Origin of the sequence: Paraglaciecola arctica BSs20135 (assembly GCF_000314995.1) — a bacterium.
In the GTDB taxonomy this organism is placed as follows: Bacteria; Pseudomonadota; Gammaproteobacteria; order Enterobacterales; family Alteromonadaceae; genus Paraglaciecola; species Paraglaciecola arctica.
The window spans coordinates 87953-108151 of record NZ_BAEO01000007.1 but is presented as its reverse complement, the minus strand read 5'-3'; the positions used below and the strand labels follow the sequence as shown (position 1 = coordinate 108151).

The 20199-nt window shown below is 39.6% G+C and carries 18 protein-coding genes and 1 pseudogene; 10 read left to right on the top strand and 9 right to left on the bottom strand.

The annotated features are described in order from the left end of the window. The first annotated feature begins 515 nt into the window (after positions 1-515). The 5 genes and pseudogenes from GARC_RS02490 to GARC_RS02465 all read left to right on the top strand — a co-directional run bounded on the left by GARC_RS02490 (position 516) and on the right by GARC_RS02465 (position 4769). Positions 516-935: a ribosome recycling factor family protein gene (locus GARC_RS02490; RefSeq protein WP_007616356.1), complete on the top strand. Its 420-nt coding sequence runs from the start codon at positions 516-518 to the stop codon at positions 933-935. 562 nt (positions 936-1497) lie between these two features. Then, positions 1498-1827 (top strand): type II toxin-antitoxin system PrlF family antitoxin, encoded by a 330-nt coding sequence (locus tag GARC_RS02485; RefSeq protein ID WP_007616354.1) that lies wholly within the window; start codon positions 1498-1500, stop codon positions 1825-1827. A 20-nt stretch (positions 1828-1847) separates the two neighbouring features. After that, complete coding sequence (locus GARC_RS02480) at positions 1848-2303, top strand: type II toxin-antitoxin system YhaV family toxin (protein ID WP_007616351.1); 456 nt, start codon at positions 1848-1850, stop codon at positions 2301-2303. 1690 nt (positions 2304-3993) lie between these two features. Further along, positions 3994-4293, top strand: a pseudogene (locus tag GARC_RS02470) (type II toxin-antitoxin system PrlF family antitoxin); the annotation flags it as partial. Positions 4294-4313: 20 nt separating this feature from the next. Next, on the top strand, positions 4314-4769 hold the full coding sequence (locus tag GARC_RS02465; RefSeq protein ID WP_007616344.1) for a type II toxin-antitoxin system YhaV family toxin: 456 nt from the start codon (positions 4314-4316) through the stop codon (positions 4767-4769). Between the two features lie 61 nt (positions 4770-4830). Here the strand turns inward: GARC_RS02465 and GARC_RS02460 are convergent, their stop codons facing one another. Together GARC_RS02460 and GARC_RS02455 are read right to left on the bottom strand one after the other, a co-directional pair. Next, on the bottom strand, positions 4831-5109 hold the full coding sequence (locus GARC_RS02460) for a hypothetical protein (protein WP_039988457.1): 279 nt from the start codon (positions 5107-5109) through the stop codon (positions 4831-4833). Between the two features lie 193 nt (positions 5110-5302). Beyond that, the gene (locus GARC_RS02455) at positions 5303-6964 is read right to left on the bottom strand and encodes a DNA cytosine methyltransferase (RefSeq protein ID WP_007616337.1); all 1662 of its coding nucleotides are present in this window, start codon (positions 6962-6964) and stop codon (positions 5303-5305) included. A gap of 260 nt (positions 6965-7224) precedes the next feature. Here GARC_RS02455 and GARC_RS02450 point away from each other — a divergent pair, with 260 nt between their 5' ends. Genes GARC_RS02450 through GARC_RS02440 form a run of 3 tightly spaced genes read left to right on the top strand, consistent with a single transcriptional unit; the run spans position 7225 to position 10291 of the window. Next, positions 7225-8160, top strand: coding sequence for a hypothetical protein (locus tag GARC_RS02450; protein ID WP_007616335.1), 936 nt, complete (start codon positions 7225-7227; stop codon positions 8158-8160). A gap of 60 nt (positions 8161-8220) precedes the next feature. Next, entirely contained in the window at positions 8221-9795 is a 1575-nt protein-coding gene (locus GARC_RS25790; RefSeq protein ID WP_007616333.1) for a DUF262 domain-containing protein, read from the top strand. A 4-nt stretch (positions 9796-9799) separates the two neighbouring features. Then, complete coding sequence (locus tag GARC_RS02440; protein WP_007616331.1) at positions 9800-10291, top strand: HEPN domain-containing protein; 492 nt, start codon at positions 9800-9802, stop codon at positions 10289-10291. Between the two features lie 424 nt (positions 10292-10715). On the opposite strand, the gene GARC_RS02435 is transcribed toward GARC_RS02440, so the two are convergent. From GARC_RS02435 to GARC_RS02410, 6 genes are all read right to left on the bottom strand, one after another. Next, a complete protein-coding gene (locus GARC_RS02435) occupies positions 10716-11009 on the bottom strand; it encodes a type II toxin-antitoxin system RelE/ParE family toxin (protein WP_039988455.1) in 294 nt (97 codons plus the stop codon). A 1-nt stretch (position 11010) separates the two neighbouring features. Beyond that, on the bottom strand, positions 11011-11232 hold the full coding sequence (locus tag GARC_RS02430) for an addiction module protein (protein WP_007616329.1): 222 nt from the start codon (positions 11230-11232) through the stop codon (positions 11011-11013). Positions 11233-11699: 467 nt separating this feature from the next. Beyond that, positions 11700-11984, bottom strand: a complete 285-nt coding sequence (nadS, locus tag GARC_RS02425; RefSeq protein ID WP_007616327.1) for a NadS family protein — start codon at positions 11982-11984, stop codon at positions 11700-11702. Beyond that, on the bottom strand, positions 11981-12316 hold the full coding sequence (locus GARC_RS02420; RefSeq protein ID WP_007616324.1) for a type II toxin-antitoxin system RelE/ParE family toxin: 336 nt from the start codon (positions 12314-12316) through the stop codon (positions 11981-11983). Before GARC_RS02420 ends, nadS begins: the two co-directional genes overlap by 4 nt. 487 nt (positions 12317-12803) lie before the next feature. After that, positions 12804-14765 carry a putative bifunctional diguanylate cyclase/phosphodiesterase gene (locus tag GARC_RS02415; protein ID WP_007616321.1) on the bottom strand — a complete coding sequence of 654 codons (1962 nt, stop codon included), beginning with the start codon at positions 14763-14765 and terminating at the stop codon, positions 12804-12806. A 15-nt stretch (positions 14766-14780) separates the two neighbouring features. After that, positions 14781-15008 (bottom strand): YgaP family membrane protein, encoded by a 228-nt coding sequence (locus GARC_RS02410; protein WP_153810848.1) that lies wholly within the window; start codon positions 15006-15008, stop codon positions 14781-14783. Positions 15009-16018: 1010 nt separating this feature from the next. Between GARC_RS02410 and GARC_RS02405 the strand changes: the two genes are divergently transcribed. Beyond that, positions 16019-18565 (top strand): TonB-dependent receptor plug domain-containing protein, encoded by a 2547-nt coding sequence (locus GARC_RS02405; protein ID WP_007616317.1) that lies wholly within the window; start codon positions 16019-16021, stop codon positions 18563-18565. A 409-nt stretch (positions 18566-18974) separates the two neighbouring features. Here GARC_RS02405 and GARC_RS02400 read toward each other — a convergent pair whose 3' ends face one another. Beyond that, positions 18975-19385: a helix-turn-helix domain-containing protein gene (locus GARC_RS02400; protein WP_007616316.1), complete on the bottom strand. Its 411-nt coding sequence runs from the start codon at positions 19383-19385 to the stop codon at positions 18975-18977. 80 nt (positions 19386-19465) lie between these two features. Between GARC_RS02400 and tmpT the strand changes: the two genes are divergently transcribed. Next, positions 19466-20098 (top strand): thiopurine S-methyltransferase, encoded by a 633-nt coding sequence (tmpT, locus tag GARC_RS02395; protein WP_007616315.1) that lies wholly within the window; start codon positions 19466-19468, stop codon positions 20096-20098. Positions 20099-20199 lie beyond the last annotated feature (101 nt).

Below are 20199 nucleotides of genomic sequence, written 5' to 3'. Positions count from 1 at the left end.
ACAAATTTCTCAGAAACTTCAGGGGCAGTTTACCTATTTACCCCGTAGCGCTGAGGATATCAGCCCCTGTATATTTGAAGTCTTTTACGTTGCAATATTCCCAGCAACCTCCTGCGAAAAAAACCAACAAGAGAGCAGTTTGTGAACCGGATCCCAAGAATCGCCTGCGAAACTGCTTTTGTCAAAGCTCGAAGCGCTGTTAATAGCCAACCCATATTTATAGCCCTGTTCGCCACTATTATCCAACTGCAGCAATCGAAACAGAGCTGCAACTATGTATGTTTTTATGCAAGCAATGGGTATGGTGATGGCTGCGCTTTAAGGGTAAAGGCAATGCAACTAAGGGCGGAGTTGGTTCGCCCCCCTTTTATCTACAGAGCGCTTCGGTGCTTAATAGCACTCGTTCTTTTGATTTATTCATTGAATAGCAAAAATAAGAAACAAGTGGGGAAATATCCTACTTAATGATTTAATAGGTAGTCATAAAGCCTTATTAAACTTACGCACTCACAGCCATGAATGAAGATATTATCATTGCGCTTCCTTCTCTCATTCACCGGATCGGGGGCGAGACCGCTAAACAAGCTAAAGCAATTGCATTACAGTATGAATGCGAATTAAAACGAGTACGTCGCTCAAGAAATTGGAGTGTAACGGGTGATGCGATAAAGATTCAAACTTACGTCGTGCAGCTAAAAGCACATCAAATGATTTCACATAAGTTAAATAAACAAGGTGATGGTGAGTTTCATTACCTTATCAGGAAGATTGAAACTGCTTTATTGGGACATGCTGATAAATTAGAAACATTAGAAGCAAAGTTGATTCGATTGATCACGCAAACCCCAAGTATTACGTTATCAAAATTGGTATTACTTACCCATTGCACCGAGGCAGAGGCAAGAGTTGCTCGCTTTGAGGCTGAAAGCTGGTAATGATATACCCAGCAGTCTTGTTATTAGATAAAACGGCTACTGGCTCATCTATAAATTAATCCATCGGCTTTTTTCTTAACTCAGAAACCGAAACCGTTTTTTCGGCCAAAATTAATTGCACTGACATATACGCACCTAAAGAACATAACAATAGACTTAATTACGTACTAAATTTTGTACTTTACAACTTGAGTTTGGTTGTTAATGGCTTTGATGACGATTGACTGGAACGTGAAAAAGGGGTCGTAGTGCAGAGTTAAGTAGCGTAAGCCTGAACCTAATTATCATGTCTGTCCTGTTTATTGGATTTACGATCCTACTGATTACTTACGTCATTCCGGTGTGCTTTTAGGCCGGAATCCATTCTTTTATAAACAACCACTTTGATGACAGTCCTGTTTATTGATTCAACTTTGTTCTGACCCCGATAGTTTTCCTGCCCAGTTAATTGTAAGTGACCAGAGTATTTTCTAGCCCCATCAGAACAGGCAATGCATTTGCATTACCTGTTCATTCATACTAAAATAAAAACTCTTAATAGAAGTAAAAGATAGAGGTTGTTATGGCTCAAGTTGCTTTAGAAACTGAATCAACACTCACAGACCGTTTTCAAACTACAGTGCCTAGTTCTGTTCGTCAGGCGTTACACTTAGGAAAGAAAGACAAAATAAAATATGCAATTCAGTCTGATGGCAGCGTTGTTATCTCGCGTGCAGCAGCACAACAAAACGACCCGATTATTGGTGAATTCTTAGCATTTATAGCGCGTGATATGCAGGCTAACTCTGGAAAGATTGAACCGTTATCAGCAAGTATGCGCGAAAGTGTCGATGCATTGGTTCAAGGTGTTGATATAGACTTAGATGCTCCGTTATTGGATGAGGACGAGTAAGTTTGCAAAAAACAATACCAATGGTGGTAAATGGTTGGACACTTTACACTCATCCATTGTTTAAAGAGCAGTATTTGAGTCTTAAAACACAAGTTGAGGCTCTACGTAAAAATGACCCTAAAGGTTACATTAAGAAAAATGCCACTAAACGATTAGCCGCTATTCAAAGGTTAATCTTCGAATTAATACCACACGACCCTACCAGTTCTGAATTTCGTCAAGGAAGTACATTAGGTTATGCTAACAAGCATTGGTTTAGGGCAAAGTTCTTCCAACAATACCGTTTGTTTTTCCGCTTCCACTTGGAGTCGAGAGTGATCGTTTATGCTTGGGTAAATGACGATAAAAATAAACGAGCTTATGGTAGTAAGACCGATGCTTACAAAGTATTCGAAAAGATGCTGAAGTCTGGTACTCCACCTGAAAAATGGGATGATCTTTTAAAAGCAGTCAAGGACAAAATACTCACCCCATAAGCACAGCGATCGCTTTTCCCCAAGGAAGTCCTCTGGATCGTATTTCAGATAACTTTGCATTCAGGCGCGAACTAAGGCGACAGATAGCGCGTCAGTCTGAGCTAATTTTAAATAGAGGTTTATGCCCTGACGGGCACCCGCGTCCTTGCGGGTTTTTGACTTGAATCCCTTCAAGCCAGTCACTTTTCTATGTGTTAATTAAAAGCATGTGCTTTGCACACAGGCATCCATGCCTTTCTTCAAACAGCATCCTTGCTGTCTGACTTACTTTCTTGCTACAGCTCAAGAAAGTAAGCAAAGAAAGCCGCTCTCTACTAAAGTTCTTAACCGCACAAAAAGGCTTATTTTAGGGTCGCTACAGAATGTGTCCCTCCAGCTTTCACTCAAATGACTTCCCTGTCATTTGCCCCTAAAATAAGCCTTTTTGTGCTGAAACTTTAAATGCGGGAAAGCTGTGGCGGAGCCACCAAAGATAAAAATCGGCGGAGCCGAAGCTTTAGTTTTTTCTTTGCTTTACCCTCGACTCAAGGCTCGCCGACTATTAGGTGAATTTAGTGGGATAATTTGCAGGGATGCAAATTAAGTTTGTCGTTGCCTGGAGCAAGTACAAACGACCTGCTAAATTTGCCTAATAGTTGGATGAAGAGCATTGCCATCGAGCGGCACTTTTTGCTTACTTTATGCTGCTGCAGGCAAAAAGTAAGTCGTACAGCAAGGATGCTGTGTGAACAAAGCCATGGAGGGCGGTAAGCGCTAGCGCATGTTTTACTCTGTATAAAAAATTAAAAGCACGCTTCGCGCCATCGTCCTGATGGTTTTTGACCCGAATCCCTTCGAGCCAGTTACTCTTTTTTCAGCAGCAAAAAATAGAGTAACCAGAAAAATGCCGCTCGCCAGATATGTTCTTCATCCAATTATTTTTGATATTTCAATACGATCATCCCAAACCGATGTAACCACTTTGATTGAGTCAATCACACATCCCTGATGATCGGCACCCAATCTCGACTTCCTTGTCGAGCTGTTCAACTGGGCGAAGCGGTGCTTCTAAAAAGTCCAGTTTCACCCATGTAAATTGCCCTACAAAATATCAAAAATAATCGGCGAACATACATGCGAGGGGAAATCAAAAGACAAGAGCATCGGCGAGGCCGACTTTAGTCACTATGATGGCTGTCTTAGATAATAATTTTCAACGAACCTGACCCCGCAGGTCCAATTATCTGGTGAATTTCGCAGGGCAATTTACAGGACGTAAATTGAGTCACAGAGTGCCGGGAGCACATTGTGACGACCTGCTAAATTTGCCAGATAATTGGCGAACATACATGCGAGGGGAAATCAAAAGACAAGGGCATCGGCGAGGCCGACTTTAGTCACTATGATGGCTGTCTTAGGAAATGATTTTCAACGAACCTGACCCCGCAGGTCTATGGCTGTCTTAGGAAATGATTTTCAACGAACCTGACCCCGCAGGTCTTATTAGATAAAACGGCTACTGGCTCATCTATAAAATAATCCATCGGCTTTTTTCTTAACTCAGAAACTGAAACCGTTTTTTCGGCCAAAATTAATTGCACTGACATATACGCACCTAAAGAACACAATAATAGACTTTATTACGTACTAAATTTTGTACTTTACAACTTGAGTTTAATTAATTTTCAACGAACCTGACCCCGCAGGTTAAACACTCACAGACCGTTTTCAAACTACAGTGCCTAGTTCTGTTCGTCAGGCGTTACACTTAGAAAAGAAAGACAAAATAAAATATGCAATTCAGTCTGATGGCAGCGTTGTTATCTCGCGTGCAGCATCACAACAAAACGACCCGATTATTGGTGAATTCTTAGCATTTATAGCGCGTGATATGCTGGCTAATCCTGGAAAGGTTGAACCGTTATCAGCAAGTATGCGCGAAAGTGTCGATGCATTGGTTCAAGGTGTTGAGATAGATTTAGATGCTCCGTTATTGGATGAGGACGAGTAAGTTTGCAAAAAACGATACCAATGGTGGTAAATGGTTGGACACTTTACACTCATCCATTGTTTAAAGAGCAGTATTTGAGTCTTAAAACACAAGTTGAGGCTCTACGTAAAAATGACCCTAAAGGTTACATTAAGAAAAATGCCACTAAACGATTAGCTGCTATTCAAAGGTTAATCTTCGAATTAATACCACACGACCCTACCAGTTCTGAATTTCGTCAAGGAAGTACATTAGGTTATGCTAACAAGCATTGGTTTAGGGCAAAGTTCTTCCAACAATACCGTTTGTTTTTCCGCTACCACTTAGAGTCGAAAGTGATCGTTTATGCTTGGGTAAATGACGATAAAAATAAACGAGCTTATGGTAGTAAGACCGATGCTTACAAAGTATTCGAAAAGATGTTGAAGTCTGGTACTCCACCTGAAAAATGGGATGATCTTTTAAAAGCAGTCAAGGACAAAACACTCTCCCCATAAGCACAGCGCTCGCTTTTCCCCAAGGAAGTCCTCTGGATCGTATTTCAAGATAACTTTGTATTCAGGCGCGAGCTAAGGTGGCAGATAGCGCGGCAGTCTGAACGAATTTTGGCGAAGTATCGTAGGGTGTCGGCTTTATAGGGCTTTGTATGGGTAATGGGATTGTTTTAAGGGCGTTGACCACGCAACCCTCTTTATTTTTTAAAATCAAAAGCACGCTGCGCGCCATCGTCCTGATGGTTTTTGACTTGAATCCTTTCAAGCCAGTCACTTTTTCTTCTGCAGCTAAGAATAAAGTAACCAAAAAGAAGCCGCTCGCCAAATTATGTTCTTCATCCAATTATTTGATGAATTTAGCAGGTCGTCACAATGTGCTCCCGGCACTCTGCGACTCAATTTACCTCCTGTAAATTGCCCTACGAAATTCACCAAATAACTGGCGAACATACATGCGAGGGTAGATCAAAAGACAAGGGCATCGGCTGCGCCGATCTCTGATTTAGTGGCTCTGCCACTACTTTTAGTTCTTCTAACTATGGTGACTGTCTTGTTAATTGCTTGTCAGATAGTTTTAAGAACTGGCTGCATACTTTCCCCAACGCTTTTCCCAGTATAGGGGGAACGGCATTTCCAACTTGTGTATATTGCGGCACTTGATACCTTCGCATGTGCCCGCCAGTTGTAACCTTAGAGCGAAAAACAAACCAATCTGGGAATGATTGAAACCTAGCCATTTCTCTGACTGTCATTGTTCTCTGAGTTTCATCATCATAATGGCAAGCATCATCAGGTATTGATAATGCTGCTGGTGCAGGCTTGTCCGCAACTAAGGCTTTTTGGGTTTGTTTTTTAGTTTGTAATGACGCCAATAGTTTGCGCAAAACTTTAGGCGCAGGCCGCTCAACCCGTTCACCAAGTTCAGTTAGCAGCCAGTCTTGATTTGCGAGAATAACTAAGGATTCATTACTAATCAGAATATCGTCGCCAGTTTTAAGGAATGACTTAATCTCTCTTTTTACATTGTTAGACTCCAATTTATTTAGTACCTGATAGAGTCTAAACCGAGCGCGAACTCGATTACTATTACCGCGATGTTCTTGATTTGACGGTTTACCATTTATTGTTAATCGTTTTTCCCATTCTTTATGTCTGTGAGCTTTAGCTTCAGTTGATTTGTAAGCCTGACCGTTGATAGAGTTGACATAATCGCTGGGCTTGCCTACTTCTTTATTCAAATCGTCAATGGCTTCTTTTGTGGTTATCAGTTTATTTGTAGCCGATCTCATAGCTACAATAGATTCAAATATTGTAGAGTTATAGATTGGAGAGCCATTTTCTACATCATGGTACTTAAGGTGGCCATATTCGAGTTCGCCACCTTCTTTAGATACCAATTTAAAGAATTGGTGAGAATTTTCTAGGGCTTCGCTTAATGCGTTATCAGTATTATTTTTAAGTATTTGGGCAAATACATTTTTTCGGAACGCCAGCATAATAAAGCGTGGGCGATTCTGTGCTGCTCCAGCATACTTTGCGTTTACATGCAGGCATAATGGTACATACCCTTCTAAGGCAAAGGCTTTTGCTACTTCGTACCAGGCGTAGTATTTTTCACCATCAATATTAAATGCTCGGAGAATTCCAGTTACATTTTCAAGTAACGCCATTTTGGGTTTAACTTGCCGTACAAACTCGGCAAAAGCCCATGGGAGGGAGTTCCTCTGGTTTGAGTGCTGTCGCATACCAGCCATGCTAAAGCTCTGGCAAGGAGGGCCTCCAGAAACAAGATCGACCTCACCATCACCTAAACCTTCTCTTAAAGCTTTTTTGAATTTAGTTTTTTTCAGTAAAACATTGAGATCTAAAATACTGCCAATCAATAAACTTCCACGCAATTTTTCTGGATGATTTTCTAATCCAACTAAATCGGACTCTCTATTCTTTAGGCCCGCAGCATTGTAGGGGTTCTCCTTTAGTCGAGCTTCTGAATTATCACGGTGATGCTCGCTACTAATCCAATAAACAGGATCGTCGTCTCTAATACCGTTATCTTCAAGGTTTAACCCAAGGTGGTTATAAGCAAAAGTCTCTCCTGCCATAGGGGATAATTCATTTGCCAGTAATAAGTCAAAGCCCTCGGATTCTAGTCCAAGGGATAGACCGCCGCAGCCGGCAAATAGCTCTATGTGGTTCATGTATTGCTAACTCATTATTTAATGCGAAGATGATAAATTATGTCAGGCTAAAAGTCCAGGTAGTTATTTTACAGATAACCTGCCCCTGTATTCCTACCTGGTTACCATTCAGTACTTTAGAATAGCACTGTATATATAAACAGTTAATTTTTATTTAGTCGATAATGATAACATCTTGAAAATTTTAGGAAAATTGTATTTATAGAAAAGTCATATTAGTATCGTTGCCTGTTAAATAAATCATAATTTAAGGGAATTTAATGATTGAGTCTTACCGAAAAGCGGCTGTTGAGTCTGCAATGTCGACAAATAGTGCAAAGAATTCATTTCCGCACTGGGCTAAGTATATTTCCACGATTACTAACGACAGGCTCTCCGGTAGGATTATCTTTGATCTCGGTGATCATCTAAGGGAGATTTTTAACGCCTCATCTCAAGGAAATACTCGAGTAGGTGAAAATACTAATTCAAGCGTATCGGCCGGAGGGGCTGCATGGGAGAGTTTGGTCTGTTGGTATTTGAACCTATGTTTAATTGGTAGCAATGTTGTTGTTATAAAAAGTAAAAAAGATTTATTACCTCGCTTTATAACTGATGCTATTGCCGTCAAATATAATAACTTCAAGTCGAATACCGAAGCAGACTTAATCTATATTGCTTTTCCAAAGGTGCAGGATTGGCCAGAAAAAGGTGAAAAGGAGCTTTTTTCAACATATTTCGACCGTGTTTTGTCAATTGTATTTTCTATGAAAGATATATCAATTGGCGTTATCCAAACAAAGACTAACTGGAATGATAACGCACAGATACCCATGCTCTGGGATATGGTTTATTCAGCAAAAGGATTTGGCAGGAATGTAACTGTTGGTTCAAAGGGCCGCTCTATAGAATCATTTGCCAGTTTTACTTACTCATTTGTCACAGTACCTTCACAAAAAGACATAGATAAAAACTATAAGGTTACTAGTACCTCAGTGAATAGAGTACGGAATATAAGTGGAGGAAATTATTGGGGACTGCCCACTAAAGATGGTGTGGCTGATTCACTAAATGAATTCATCGGTAGAAATTTAAGTGATTATATCCCTGAGGCAGATTTAATTGGTTGGCTTGATAAACAAGTTGCGTTGCTAGAGACCGATTATTCATACTTTGGTTTGCAAAAAGAGCATTCAAAATATTTAATTCAAAGCTAATATTTTAACTAATCATGCGATTGACAAAATAGTCACTATACAATGACGGATCTAATAAACATGAATACACGAAAGCTTACTCAAGTCGAAACTACAAAAACTGAAATTTTAAAAGGTTTATCCATAAATTATGAGCTACTTTTCGTAACAGCAACTGGCCTTACAAAAAATATCTTTGACGCAACAGAATCCATTTCTAATTTACTGAATCAAGAACAAGTGCACAATTTTGACCTTCAGCCTTTTGGAACTAACTATAAGGTGATGTTCCCATGCATCATATTGAGCGGTGGTATACGTGAAGAGACAAAGGTTTCGTTATATCGTGCAAATCAGAGGGGAGATAAACGTTTTTGGCCAGGAAGATTCAAAGACTACGCGGAACCTAACCAGATTTTCGCTCTATTTATTGCAAATAGTACCATCATACTTTTAAACCTATCAGAAGAGCAGAAACTTGACGTAAATGAGGGATCTTATTTATCTGAAATATTAGACAGTATTAATGTTGAACCAAATGAATTCCTAGGTACAGACAATGTCGTGAAAGAGACCGAAGTTGAAGAAGCTATTAGTAGTGAAATTGATGAACCATCTCGATTCGAAGTTTCTAGCTATGGTTGGGATAGCGATGTTGAAGGGCTAGTGAAACGAATGAATCGAGGCGACATCAAACTGCCAGGATTTCAACGTGGATTCGTGTGGAGTAACACTGAGCAATCTAGATTTATTGAATCACTGATTCTTGGCCTACCTGTTCCAAATATCTTTCTAGCAAAAGATGGCGATTCAAAAACAATGAATATCATCGACGGACAACAACGATTAAAAACACTCCAGAGATATTTGGCTGGTAAGTTTCCAATTTCCAACAGTAAGAAAATTCATGAGGATCTCCGTGGATGTTACTTTAACCGTGAAGTAGCTAAAACAATAAAATCTAAAGTACTTGAAGATGCAGATGAAAGGACTTTAACCGATTCTATATTGCACAGCATTGTGATAAAACCGGACCCTTCCTCAGATAGCCCTGATTACGGATATGAGTATAACAAAGCAGTCATACAAATATTCAGAAGGTTAAATACCAGCGGAAAGGCATTGCAGCCGCAAGAAGTTAGATCGTGCATATTCTATGGCCCATTTGATACTCACCTTCATAATATGAATAAATATGATTCATGGCGCAGTTTGTTTGGTGCAGAGCATAGTCGGTATAAAGACGTTGAAACTATTTTGAGGTTTTTGGCTTTGTATGAAAACGTTGAAAATTACAAGGCACCTATGCCCAGTTTTCTTGATAAATATATGGAAGAAAACCGTAATATGATAGCTGACAAGATGTTAGAGCTAAGTGAACTCTTTAATAAAACCACCACCTTACTTCTAAAAGCATGTGGAGAGTCATTATTTAAAACTAGTGGAACTCTTCTTCTATCCAAGTTCGACGCTGTAACTGTAGGTTTTGCTAAGGTTATTGCTTCAGGAAGAACTTTTAATGATACAGAAATAAGATCCAAGATAGAGCAATTACTAGCTGATACCAACTATATTAGCTTTACCAATGAATTCATCAATGACACTGGAAATGTAATCGGTAGAGTTAAAACTGCAATCAAAATATTTGAAGCATAGAGTTATGGCATCTCATTCTCGTCATGCTGGCCATGATAAATATAAATCTAGAATAGATAGTTTGATTAAGTCATATATTGCTGAAGACAGCAGTCCTGAATCTCAGGCACACAGTGCAAAATATCTTGCAGTTTTAGTATCAGGCTATTTAGAACAGGCTATTAAAGAATTATTGCTGCACTATGCTTCTAAGGGGGCCAGACCTCAGATATCGAGATATATAGAAGAAACGTGGCCAAGATCAAGAAATATGAATACTAAAAATATTAATGATATTTTGGCTCAATTCAATTCTAAATGGAGTGAAGAGTTTTCATCTTGGCTGGAGCAAGAAGATAATAGAAAAAGGAATATAAATTCAATTGTGCGTTGGCGTAATGGCATTGCCCACGGGCAGGAATCAAATACAACGGGCGTTACGCTTGTTTCTGTTCGTACAGCTTTTACCACTATTGTTGGCTTGGTTACATTAATTGACGCCATGGTGAAACAGTAGGATTAAATCGAAGCATGCGAGATCAGGTGCGTTGAAAAATAGAATCAGGTGAGGAATTGAATCACCATATTTAAGCGACAATTCCTTTACCCGATTAAACGCAAGGTGTACTAACTACAAATCACTTGCCATAAATATTCATATCCATCGAACGTAAACAGTTGTTTTTAGTGTTTTTATTGAACAACCGAGATTTCTATTTTTACCATAAAAAGCAAAGCAGTTATTTTTTGAAGGTTTTTAATCCCTGTGAGCACAGCTCCTCATCACTTCTCAAAATTAAGATTTTTTGATTAAAACCGTGACCAACTTCTCAAAAAAGTAAATTATTGAGAAGTTGATATTTAAGAAAAATTAACAGAGCAGCCATCATATGACTTGAGCACATAAAATAAAGCTTTCAGTGCGATAAGGTGAAAGCTTTCTACTTTCTCTTCAGCCAATACCCTGGTCGTTTGCTATTGTGCATAATCGCGACGATGTAAATATGTTTTGATTGGATTTGATAAATAACAGAGAAAGGAAATCGTGAAAGTAAAAATCGGTGGTGGTTTGCCCCAAACTTAGGCCAAGTTTGAGGGAGGGATGCTATCGTCTCGAACGCAGATTCTAACTCTGCAATAAAATCATTACCCAACCCTTGTGCTTGAAGTTGGTACCAATCGTATGATGATTGCGTATCATTTTTAATGTCGGGATGGAACGACAGCGTGAACATATTATTTTACGATCTGACTTTTTATCTGCTCCCAACTCACCGCTTTCACTTCACCAGTAACTAGCTCTTTGCTTCGCGCTTGCGATAGAGCTAACCAAGCTGAATCAACATCATCATTTGGTTTTTCTTCAAGTGAAGACAATAAGCAATGTGCGGCTAATGCTTTTTCACTGGATGTCATATGTTCTATATTTTCAAGTACAGACTTCAAAGCTTCAGACATATTTTTACCTCCACTAACAATAAAATAAGTTTATCACTGAATTGCCATTTTTGAATAAAAAAGGTGACTAAAAAAGAACCTGCTGGCTCAAATGAAGAACTTAATATTCATATCCATCAAACGTACATTGTTGTTTTTGATATTTTTATTCTACAACCGAGATAAATACTTTCCCCCAGAAAAGCAACGTAGTTATTTTTAGGGCGTTTTATTCACTATGAGCGCAGCTCATGCTTTGGCGGCAAAGCCGTTACTCTCAAATCTCAAAAACCATCACGGACGATGGCGCGAAGCGTGCTTTTGATTTTCAGTTTTAAAAAAGAATAAATTCCAGTACGCGCAGCGCATGCCTTGGCGGCAAAGCCGTCACTCTCAAATATCGAAAACCATCAGGCGACGATGCCGCGAAGCGTGCTTTTAAACTTCCCCAAAATAGAAATTGTTGTAACAACGCGACATCAATGCATCTAATGATTTGCTAATTCTTGGTACATAGCGGGATTGTCTTTGATTGTAGCCAGAACTTTGGCAGCAAGGCCCGTTGGGTTTCGGCGTTTTTTCTCCCAACTTTTGATAGTGTCAACGCTAGTGCCTAGTACTGCCGCAAACTCTACTTGAGAAACGTTAAGTTGGGCACGAATAGCCTTAACATCAGCAATCTCATAAGATGTCACACGAGAGGCTTTCTTGTTTCCTTGTTCAACTGCCACCGCTTCTTCAAGAGAGGCTTTCAAATCATTAAAAATGCTCATTTACTTTCCCCTTTCAACAATTTCACAAGTTTTTTCAACTCGGCTTTTTCTCCCCTGCTTAAGGTGTCTTTAACATTTTTAGGATAGGCCAAAATCAAATGTATCTTTTCAACATGAGCTAAAAAATAGATCACACGAACACTCCCGCTTTTTCCTTGATTACCTACAGCCATTCGTACTTTTCGTAGACCACCAGTATCTTTAATCAAATCACCTTTTTCTGGCTGTGAAATAAGCTCCACTTGAAGGTTTTTTAGTTCATCGTCTGTAGCAATATCTCTGATCTGCTTAGTAAAGATAGAAGTTTCAACAAAATCAATTGCATGACTCAATAGGTATCCTCCTATCCTGAATCGACAAACACGAGGTGTACACTGTACACTGTACACTGCAAATAAAAAGCATACAACTGATAAGTTCCCAACCTGCGGGTTCAGCTTCGTTGAAAAATAGAAATCAAATGAGGAATCGAATCACCAAGTTTAAGCAACAATCCCTTACCCTAATTAAACGCAAGGTGTACTAACTCCAAATCACTTGCCATAAATATTCATATCCATCGAACGTAAACAGTTGTTTTTAGTGTTTTTATTGAACAACCGAGATTTCTATTTTTACCATAAAAAGCAAAGCAGTTATTTTTTGAAGGTTTTTAATCCCTGTGAGCGCAGCTCATGCCTTGGCGGCAAAGCCGTTACTCTAAAACATCAAAAACCATAATGACGATGGCGCGAAGCGTGCTTTTAAATTATCAGCGATAAGTTTAGCTACGTGAGCATTTGGGCAATGAGATTTCGAATACTATTTAACGATTATGGGTCAGGAGTAACCCTCTTTTATGGGCGTGACTTTAGCCGAAACTGGCAAATCTTTAGTTAGCAGTGGAGTAATGACCAAAGGATGCATAGGCTTACCAAAATAATAGCCTTGTGCAAATTTGCAGCCTAATTCATGAAGTATTTCTGCTTGTTCTGAAGTTTCTATACCTTCGGCAATAACTTCTTTATTTAAATTGACGCAGAGTAATAACATACTTTTTATCACTGCAACGTCGCGGTAGTCTGTGGTGATATTTGTAATAAATGAACGGTCTATTTTAATGAAGTTTACATCCAGTTTTTTCACATATGCGAGCGAGCTCATGCCTGTCCCAAAATCATCGATTGACAATTTCACTCCTACTGCGCGTAACTCAGGAAATACTCTCTGGGCGACGTTTAGATCTAACATGGTTCCACTTTCTGTTAGTTCAATTTCGATGAGTTCAGCAGGAACTTGGTGGCAGCTTAACTGCTCTTTTAAATAAGGAATAAATTCGTCATCTCTAAGATTATACGGAGATAAGTTAACCGCTACGCTGATGCGGACACCTTGGTTCAGCCATAAGCGACATTGTATAATGGCCTGTTTTAAAACGTAGCGGGTAAACTCGTGAATAACAGTGCTTTGTTCAATAATATCGATAAACACACCAGGTGCTAGTAAGCCTTTTTCTGGATGCTCCCATCTAACCAACGCCTCCACCCCAACTATTGTTCCTTGCGGTAAGCTAACTTTGGGTTGGTAAAACAAAACAAATTGATTTTGCTGCAGTGCATTATTTAATTGCCCTCTTAATGATACCCAAAGCGCTGACTTGGAATTAAGGGTTTGATCGAATAATTGATAACCCAGCCGCAGTTCTTTAGCGTGGTACATTGCAATATCTGCTCGCTTTAACAACTCGTCTACTTTAGTCCCGTGTTGCGGATAACAAGCAACGCCTATGCTAGCACCAATTTCAAACTGATTATTATTAACTAATAGAGGTTGGCGGCAAGCAGCAACAATATCTTGGGCTAAAATCTCTGCTTCAACACTGTCGATTTCTTGGTGCCAAATAACAAACTCATCACCTCCGTACCTTACTACTTGCGCCTTAGCTCCGGCTAATTCAGTGAGGCGTTTGCCAATAGACACTAGCAAGTCATCTCCCGCTGCATGGCCCATAGTGTCATTCACGTCCTTAAACTTATCTAGGTCTACTAACAACAATGCGCCTTTACGTTGTTTAAAGGGAATCCTGGAGGCTTCAACTTTACTTAGAAAATCATTTAACATCGATACTAGGTAATATCGGTTAGGTAAACCCGTCAAGTCGTCATGGCTAGCCATATAAGCCAACTTTTTATTATTTTTCTCGAATCGGTTGGTAATTAAGGCGGACATAACAAGTGCTGCCCATACAGCCAGCCAAAAAGTTAAAAACGCGGTAATGGAAAGTCTATTAGCAACATAATCTAAGGCAATATTTAGAGTTTTAGCCTTATGCAGTAACAAAACCGATAGGCCAGTATCAGTATCTGCTTTGTAAACCCACAGCAAACGCTCTTTCTGATACTCAGTGAAGCCGCTGCTATCAACACCAGCCTCTATAGCCAAAGCAATTTCTGCAGGATATGTCCATTCTGGGTAACTTCTAATTTTAACGTGCTGCCCAACAAACCAGATTTCTATACCAACAACTTCTGGATCTAAAGATTGAAATAGGTGACTGTTGTAAAGTTTTTTACTTTGGAGGGGATCTTTAGTTGACTGAGTAGCTAGAAAGGGTATTTGGTAAATTAGCTGCTTCGCCAGCTTATTAGTGTTTTCAAGCTCCATAGACTCGCCTAAATCACAAGCCAATTTATAGGCAACAGAGATAAATATGACAGATACAGCAACAGCTAGCCCAACAGAGCCAAAAAGCAAACGCCTGCGTAAACTTGTATCTAATTTGATAGGCCCGTTAGCTCGCATATCAAAAACAGATGCTTATTTGAAATCTGATTTACAAGTATTGATATTGGCAAGTTGATAAATTGGACACCAGCCAATTGTTGTGGATATTAAATTCAAAATGGAAAAAATCAGAATAATTGATTGTAGGAAAACATCACCTATTGATTCCCAAAAAAACACACAATACAAAAGCAGTGCCACGCTTAATAAAGCTCTAATAATACGATCGACATTACCACAGTTAGCTTTTAGCAAATTCATCATTAACCTTCCTAACTACATCTGAGTTTATTACCTAAATTCAGAATTGGATTATGTAAAATATATTATTAGATTAGCACACCAGAACAATAAGCAACTAAAATTTACTCTTATACTTTAGTATAAACCACTATTTTTCAATTGCTTAGGTAATAAATACACACCGACTCACATGATATTTATTGGTTTACTCCAGTAGATATATGAAGATCTTGGGCAATAGAATAGATAATTAAATTAACTTTATTAAATATTAGGTTTGTTGAAGCAGGGTTTGAACCTACGACCTTTCGCGGATAAGAAAATTAAGACAAATTAACAAGACAGCCATAATAGTGAATCCATTATATCCACAAAACTAAATATTTTTGATTGTGTAGCCACTACTTTTGCCTTCCCATCGCATGTATGTTCTCCGATTACTTTTGGGATTTAGTAGGGTGAAACTGGTTTCTTTAGAAGCACGGCTTCGCCCAGTTGCACAGCTCGACAAGCGACCGCCATGGATATTGGAAGGTAGAATAACGCCGGAGCAGTTATCGAGATGCTGTTTGAAAGAAGACATTGAAGCCGGAGCGCGCAACGCATACTTTTGACTTTATCTACATCGACATTTGAATCAAAAACCATCACGGACGATGGCGCGAAGCGTAAATGATTTTCCTGGGTTGTTTACGCATAAATCGTATCAACTCATTCAATTACGAAACAAATCTAACACTGCAAAAACTAAGTTTAAACCCAAATCCCGCGAAATCCGTTGCTTCCACTTCCCCACCCCGTTTCTAAGCTTTGCTCTAATCATGCATTGATATATTTGATTACTAAAGATTCATAAAAAAATATAGGTATTTCTGCCGATTGGACAATTTTCATGTTAATAATAAAGTTGCTCAATTTAATTGGGTAAAATAAACACCAATCAACTGTGATAATAACAATAATAAGCTCCTTGCTAATAGGCAGCCACAGTGTTGAACACTTCACATAATGATAAGGACAGTAGCCACATGAAAAACACACACAAATTCAAAGCTAAAGAACATTTTCTGAAAGTTGCATTGATGATGAGTGCTTCATCAGCATTGCTGATTGGAACTAACGCCTTTGCACAAGAACAATCAGTAGAGGCTACAGACAGTGCAATCGAAAAAATCAGTGTCATCGGCTCTCGTCGTTTAGGTCGTACAGTAGAAGATAGTCCTGTTCCCATCGATATGATTGGCGCAGACGCATTAAGCAGTACTGGGCAAACTGAAACAAACATGATCCTAGGGAGTTTGTTGCCTAGTTTTAACTTTCCGCAACCGTCATTAACCGATGGAACTGATCATGTTCGTCCTGCGCAGTTACGTGGTTTAGCGCCAGATCACACCTTGGTTTTAGTCAACGGTAAACGTCGTCATTCTAGTGCATTACTTAATTTAAACGGTTCTACCGGTCGAGGTTCGTCGGCTGTCGATCTCAATGCAATCCCAGCTAATGCAATCGAGCGCATTGAAGTATTGCGCGATGGTGCGGCGGCGCAATATGGCTCTGATGCTATTGCGGGTGTGATTAACATAGTGCTTAAAAGTGCCAGTAGCGGCGGTTCTGCTTCGGTGACTTATGGTGCCAACGTCACCACTATGGACGGTGTACCTGATTTAAAAGACGTGGCCATTGGTGAAGACGGTAACTTGGCCTTTACTGAAGGTAGCGACCGAGAGTTAACCGACGGACAAACAGCAACATTGCGCGCCAATATGGGATTTGAGCTAGGTAAAGATGGCTTTATAAATGTATCAGCCGAATTGCGTGATCGTAGTCTTAGTAACCGCTCTGATTATGATCAACGTGAAAACTACGCTCGCTTAGACGATGGTTCAGAAGATGGGTTACTTGATCCTCGTGAGTTAACGTACAACCGTTACAACCACACTTATGGTAATGGCAGCGTTGAAGACATAGCAGTGTTTGTAAACGCAGGCCTAACGTTAACCCCAGAAGCCGAGTTATACGCTTTTGGCTCTTACAGCACTCGTGAAGGTGAAGGTGGTGGCTTTTATCGCCGTGCACAAGATAGTCGTAATATCGAAGCCATCTACCCTGATGGATTTTTACCTACTATCACTTCTGACATAAACGACTATTCCATGGCTATGGGTATCAAAGGTGATTTGAGCGAATGGTATTACGATGCATCAGCAGTATATGGTGAAGATGAGTTTAAATTTGGGGTAAAAGACAGCTTAAACACTTCTCTTGGGCCAACAAGCCAAACGGTATTTGATGCTGGTACTTTAATTTATGACCAACTTACCTTAAACGTAGATTTTAGCCGAGAAATAGATGTGGCTGGTTTAGCCAGTGGCGTTAACATAGCTGTAGGCGCTGAATATCGTCGTGAGGGCTACGAGATACAAGCCGGTGAAACTGCGTCTTATATCCAAGGTGAGTTTGCTGGTGCAGCGGGTTCTCAAGTATTTCCGGGTTTTACACCAGAATCAGCAGGCTCTAATAGCCGTCACAACATTAGTTTGTATACTGACTTAGAAGCCTATATTACCGACAACTGGAATGTCACAGTTGCAGCGCGTTATGAGGATTATTCAGATTTTGGTGATGCAGTAAATGTCAAATTTGCGACACGTTATACCATATCTGATGAGGTAGCTTTGAGAGGCTCTGTTTCAACAGGTTTCCGGGCGCCATCATTACAACAACAGCATTTTACTTCTATTGCTACCGTATTTGTTGATGATGTACCTACCGAAACAGGTACATTTTCACCTGGCAGTGATGTGGCTAAAGCTTTAGGCTCACCGGGCTTAGATGCCGAAGAAGCAGTCAACTATGGCGCGGGTGTAACTTGGTCTCCAGATTCGAACTTTAGCCTTACAGTTGATTATTACAACATCAAAATTGATGATCGTATTGTGCTTTCGAACAACTTATCTGGTCCTGGTATTGAAGCCTTGTTAGCAGGTACGGGAGCCAACCGAGCGCGGTTTTTCTTAAACGCTATCGATAGCAAAACATCGGGTGTTGATATAGTGGCATCCTATAATACTGATATACAAAACATGGGAGAAATAGCCTTTAACGCTGGTTTTAACTACAACAAAAATGAAGTGACTAACGTCATTGACCCACCTGCAATATTGCAAGGGCAAGGAGTTGAACAAGACAATTTATTCAGTTCAGTAGAACTAAGTCGTTTTGAAGTAAGCTCACCAAAAACCAAGCTTAATTTAAGTGCGGTGTGGAACATGGACGAATGGCGTGCCACATTACGCACCACTCGTTACGGTGAGACTCAGGACCCTTCAGATACGCCAGCACTTAATGAAGTATTACCGGAAAAATGGGTAACAGATTTAGATGTAGGTTATGACGTCACTGAAAATATTAGTCTTACTCTTGGCGCAAACAATTTGTTTGATGTGTATCCAGATCCAACACGTGAACTGGTAGAAAGTGCATCAACCTTCTCACGTTTGTTCCCTTACTCTGGCTTCTCACCCTTTGGTTTTACTGGTCGCTTTGTTTACGGCAAGGTAGCTGTGACTTTCTAAGCTGCTTTTAATACGCTTTTCTAATCCACTTAGATAAGCCGCTTATTAAAGCTAATGCCGTTCACCTAAGGTGAACGGCATTTTTGTTTTTGGCGAAAGAAATTTGCAATTACATAGACACCCTTAATTGCAATTACATAGACACCCTTAATTACAGTTCCTTAGTAACAGCAAAAAATCAGTTTCATTTTCAGCATTGTGACTAGTTTCGAGCAGCAGAAAAGTCCGACAAGCGACCGCAGCAAGTAGAGCAATGCAGGGTTGATTGTCGAGAAACTAAGTATGATAAAAATGACTATTTAACTGGCACTAATTATGTCGGCTACAAAGTCAAAATGTATTTCGAATGGGACGGGTAATTAATCGTTAAAGTGTGTTCTGCCCTTTTTCTAATATCAATTATTTCATTTCAGCGATTAAGTTTATTCTTTGCTCTAAACCTATTTTTACCTGCAACATTTAGTATCCGTAAAAATTTGGGGCATGTGAAATGACTAGCTGAATCACACGCAGCCGCATGCCGAAGCCCATCTCGCATAGACAATAACTCGGCAATTTTTTTATCTAACTCATCAGCCTTTTGCGACAGCATCTCTCTATTAATTTCAGGACCATTGGCGGTAAACACAGTTGCAATTTCATCGAGGGAAAAACCAACTTTGCGTCCTAAAGAAATTAAGGAAAGTTGATCTAATACATGGCTATCAAAGAATCGTCGCAAACCAACGCGACCAACTGATTTTATTAGACCTTTATCTTCATAATACCGTAATGTTGAAGGCGGTAAATTTGTGATCTTTGATACTTCACCTATATCCATTTTTGCTTCCTAAATTACCTGTTGACCTCAAGTCAACTTTAAGTTGTATTATACCTGCCCTTCACACATTAGGAACGAAAATGAAAGAAAGCTATTGGCACCAAAAATGGGCAGATAATGATATTGCTTTTCATGAAAATGACGGCAACCCTTTACTAAAAAAGCACGTTTCACTACTAAATTTGGCGATAAGTAGCCGTGTATTTATACCCTTGTGCGGTAAAACCTTGGATATAGCCTGGTTGCTGTCAAAAGGGTACCAAGTTGTAGGAGCTGAATTAAGCCAGTTTGCGGTGCAGGAATTATTTAAAAACCTTGGTATTGAACCAAACGTTTCAAAAAATGGAAAATTTGACCATTATCAGGCGGTAAATTTGGATATATTTGTTGGCGACATTTTCAATTTGTCTACGGATATTATTGGCTCAGTCGATGCCATATATGATAGAGCTGCTTTAGTAGCCTTACCTGTAGAACTAAGAAATAAATATACGCATCACTTGATAGAAATTACGAATAAAGCGCCACAACTCTTGATTTGTTTTGAATATGACCAAAGTGTTATGGCGGGGCCTCCTTTTTCAATAAAACATGAAAATATACAGCAATATTATAGTCCGGATTACGCCATAAAATTCATTGAGCGTAAAAACGTCACGGGAGGAATAAAAGGCCAAACGCCTGGTAATGAAGCCGTCTGGTTGCTGCAATAAGGTGTACTAATCAAACGGCCACCGCAGGGTATTTCAGTGCGTGCAACCCATGTTTTAATTGTAAGGCCGTTGCTTACTCCGCGATGGCGCGAAGCGTACTT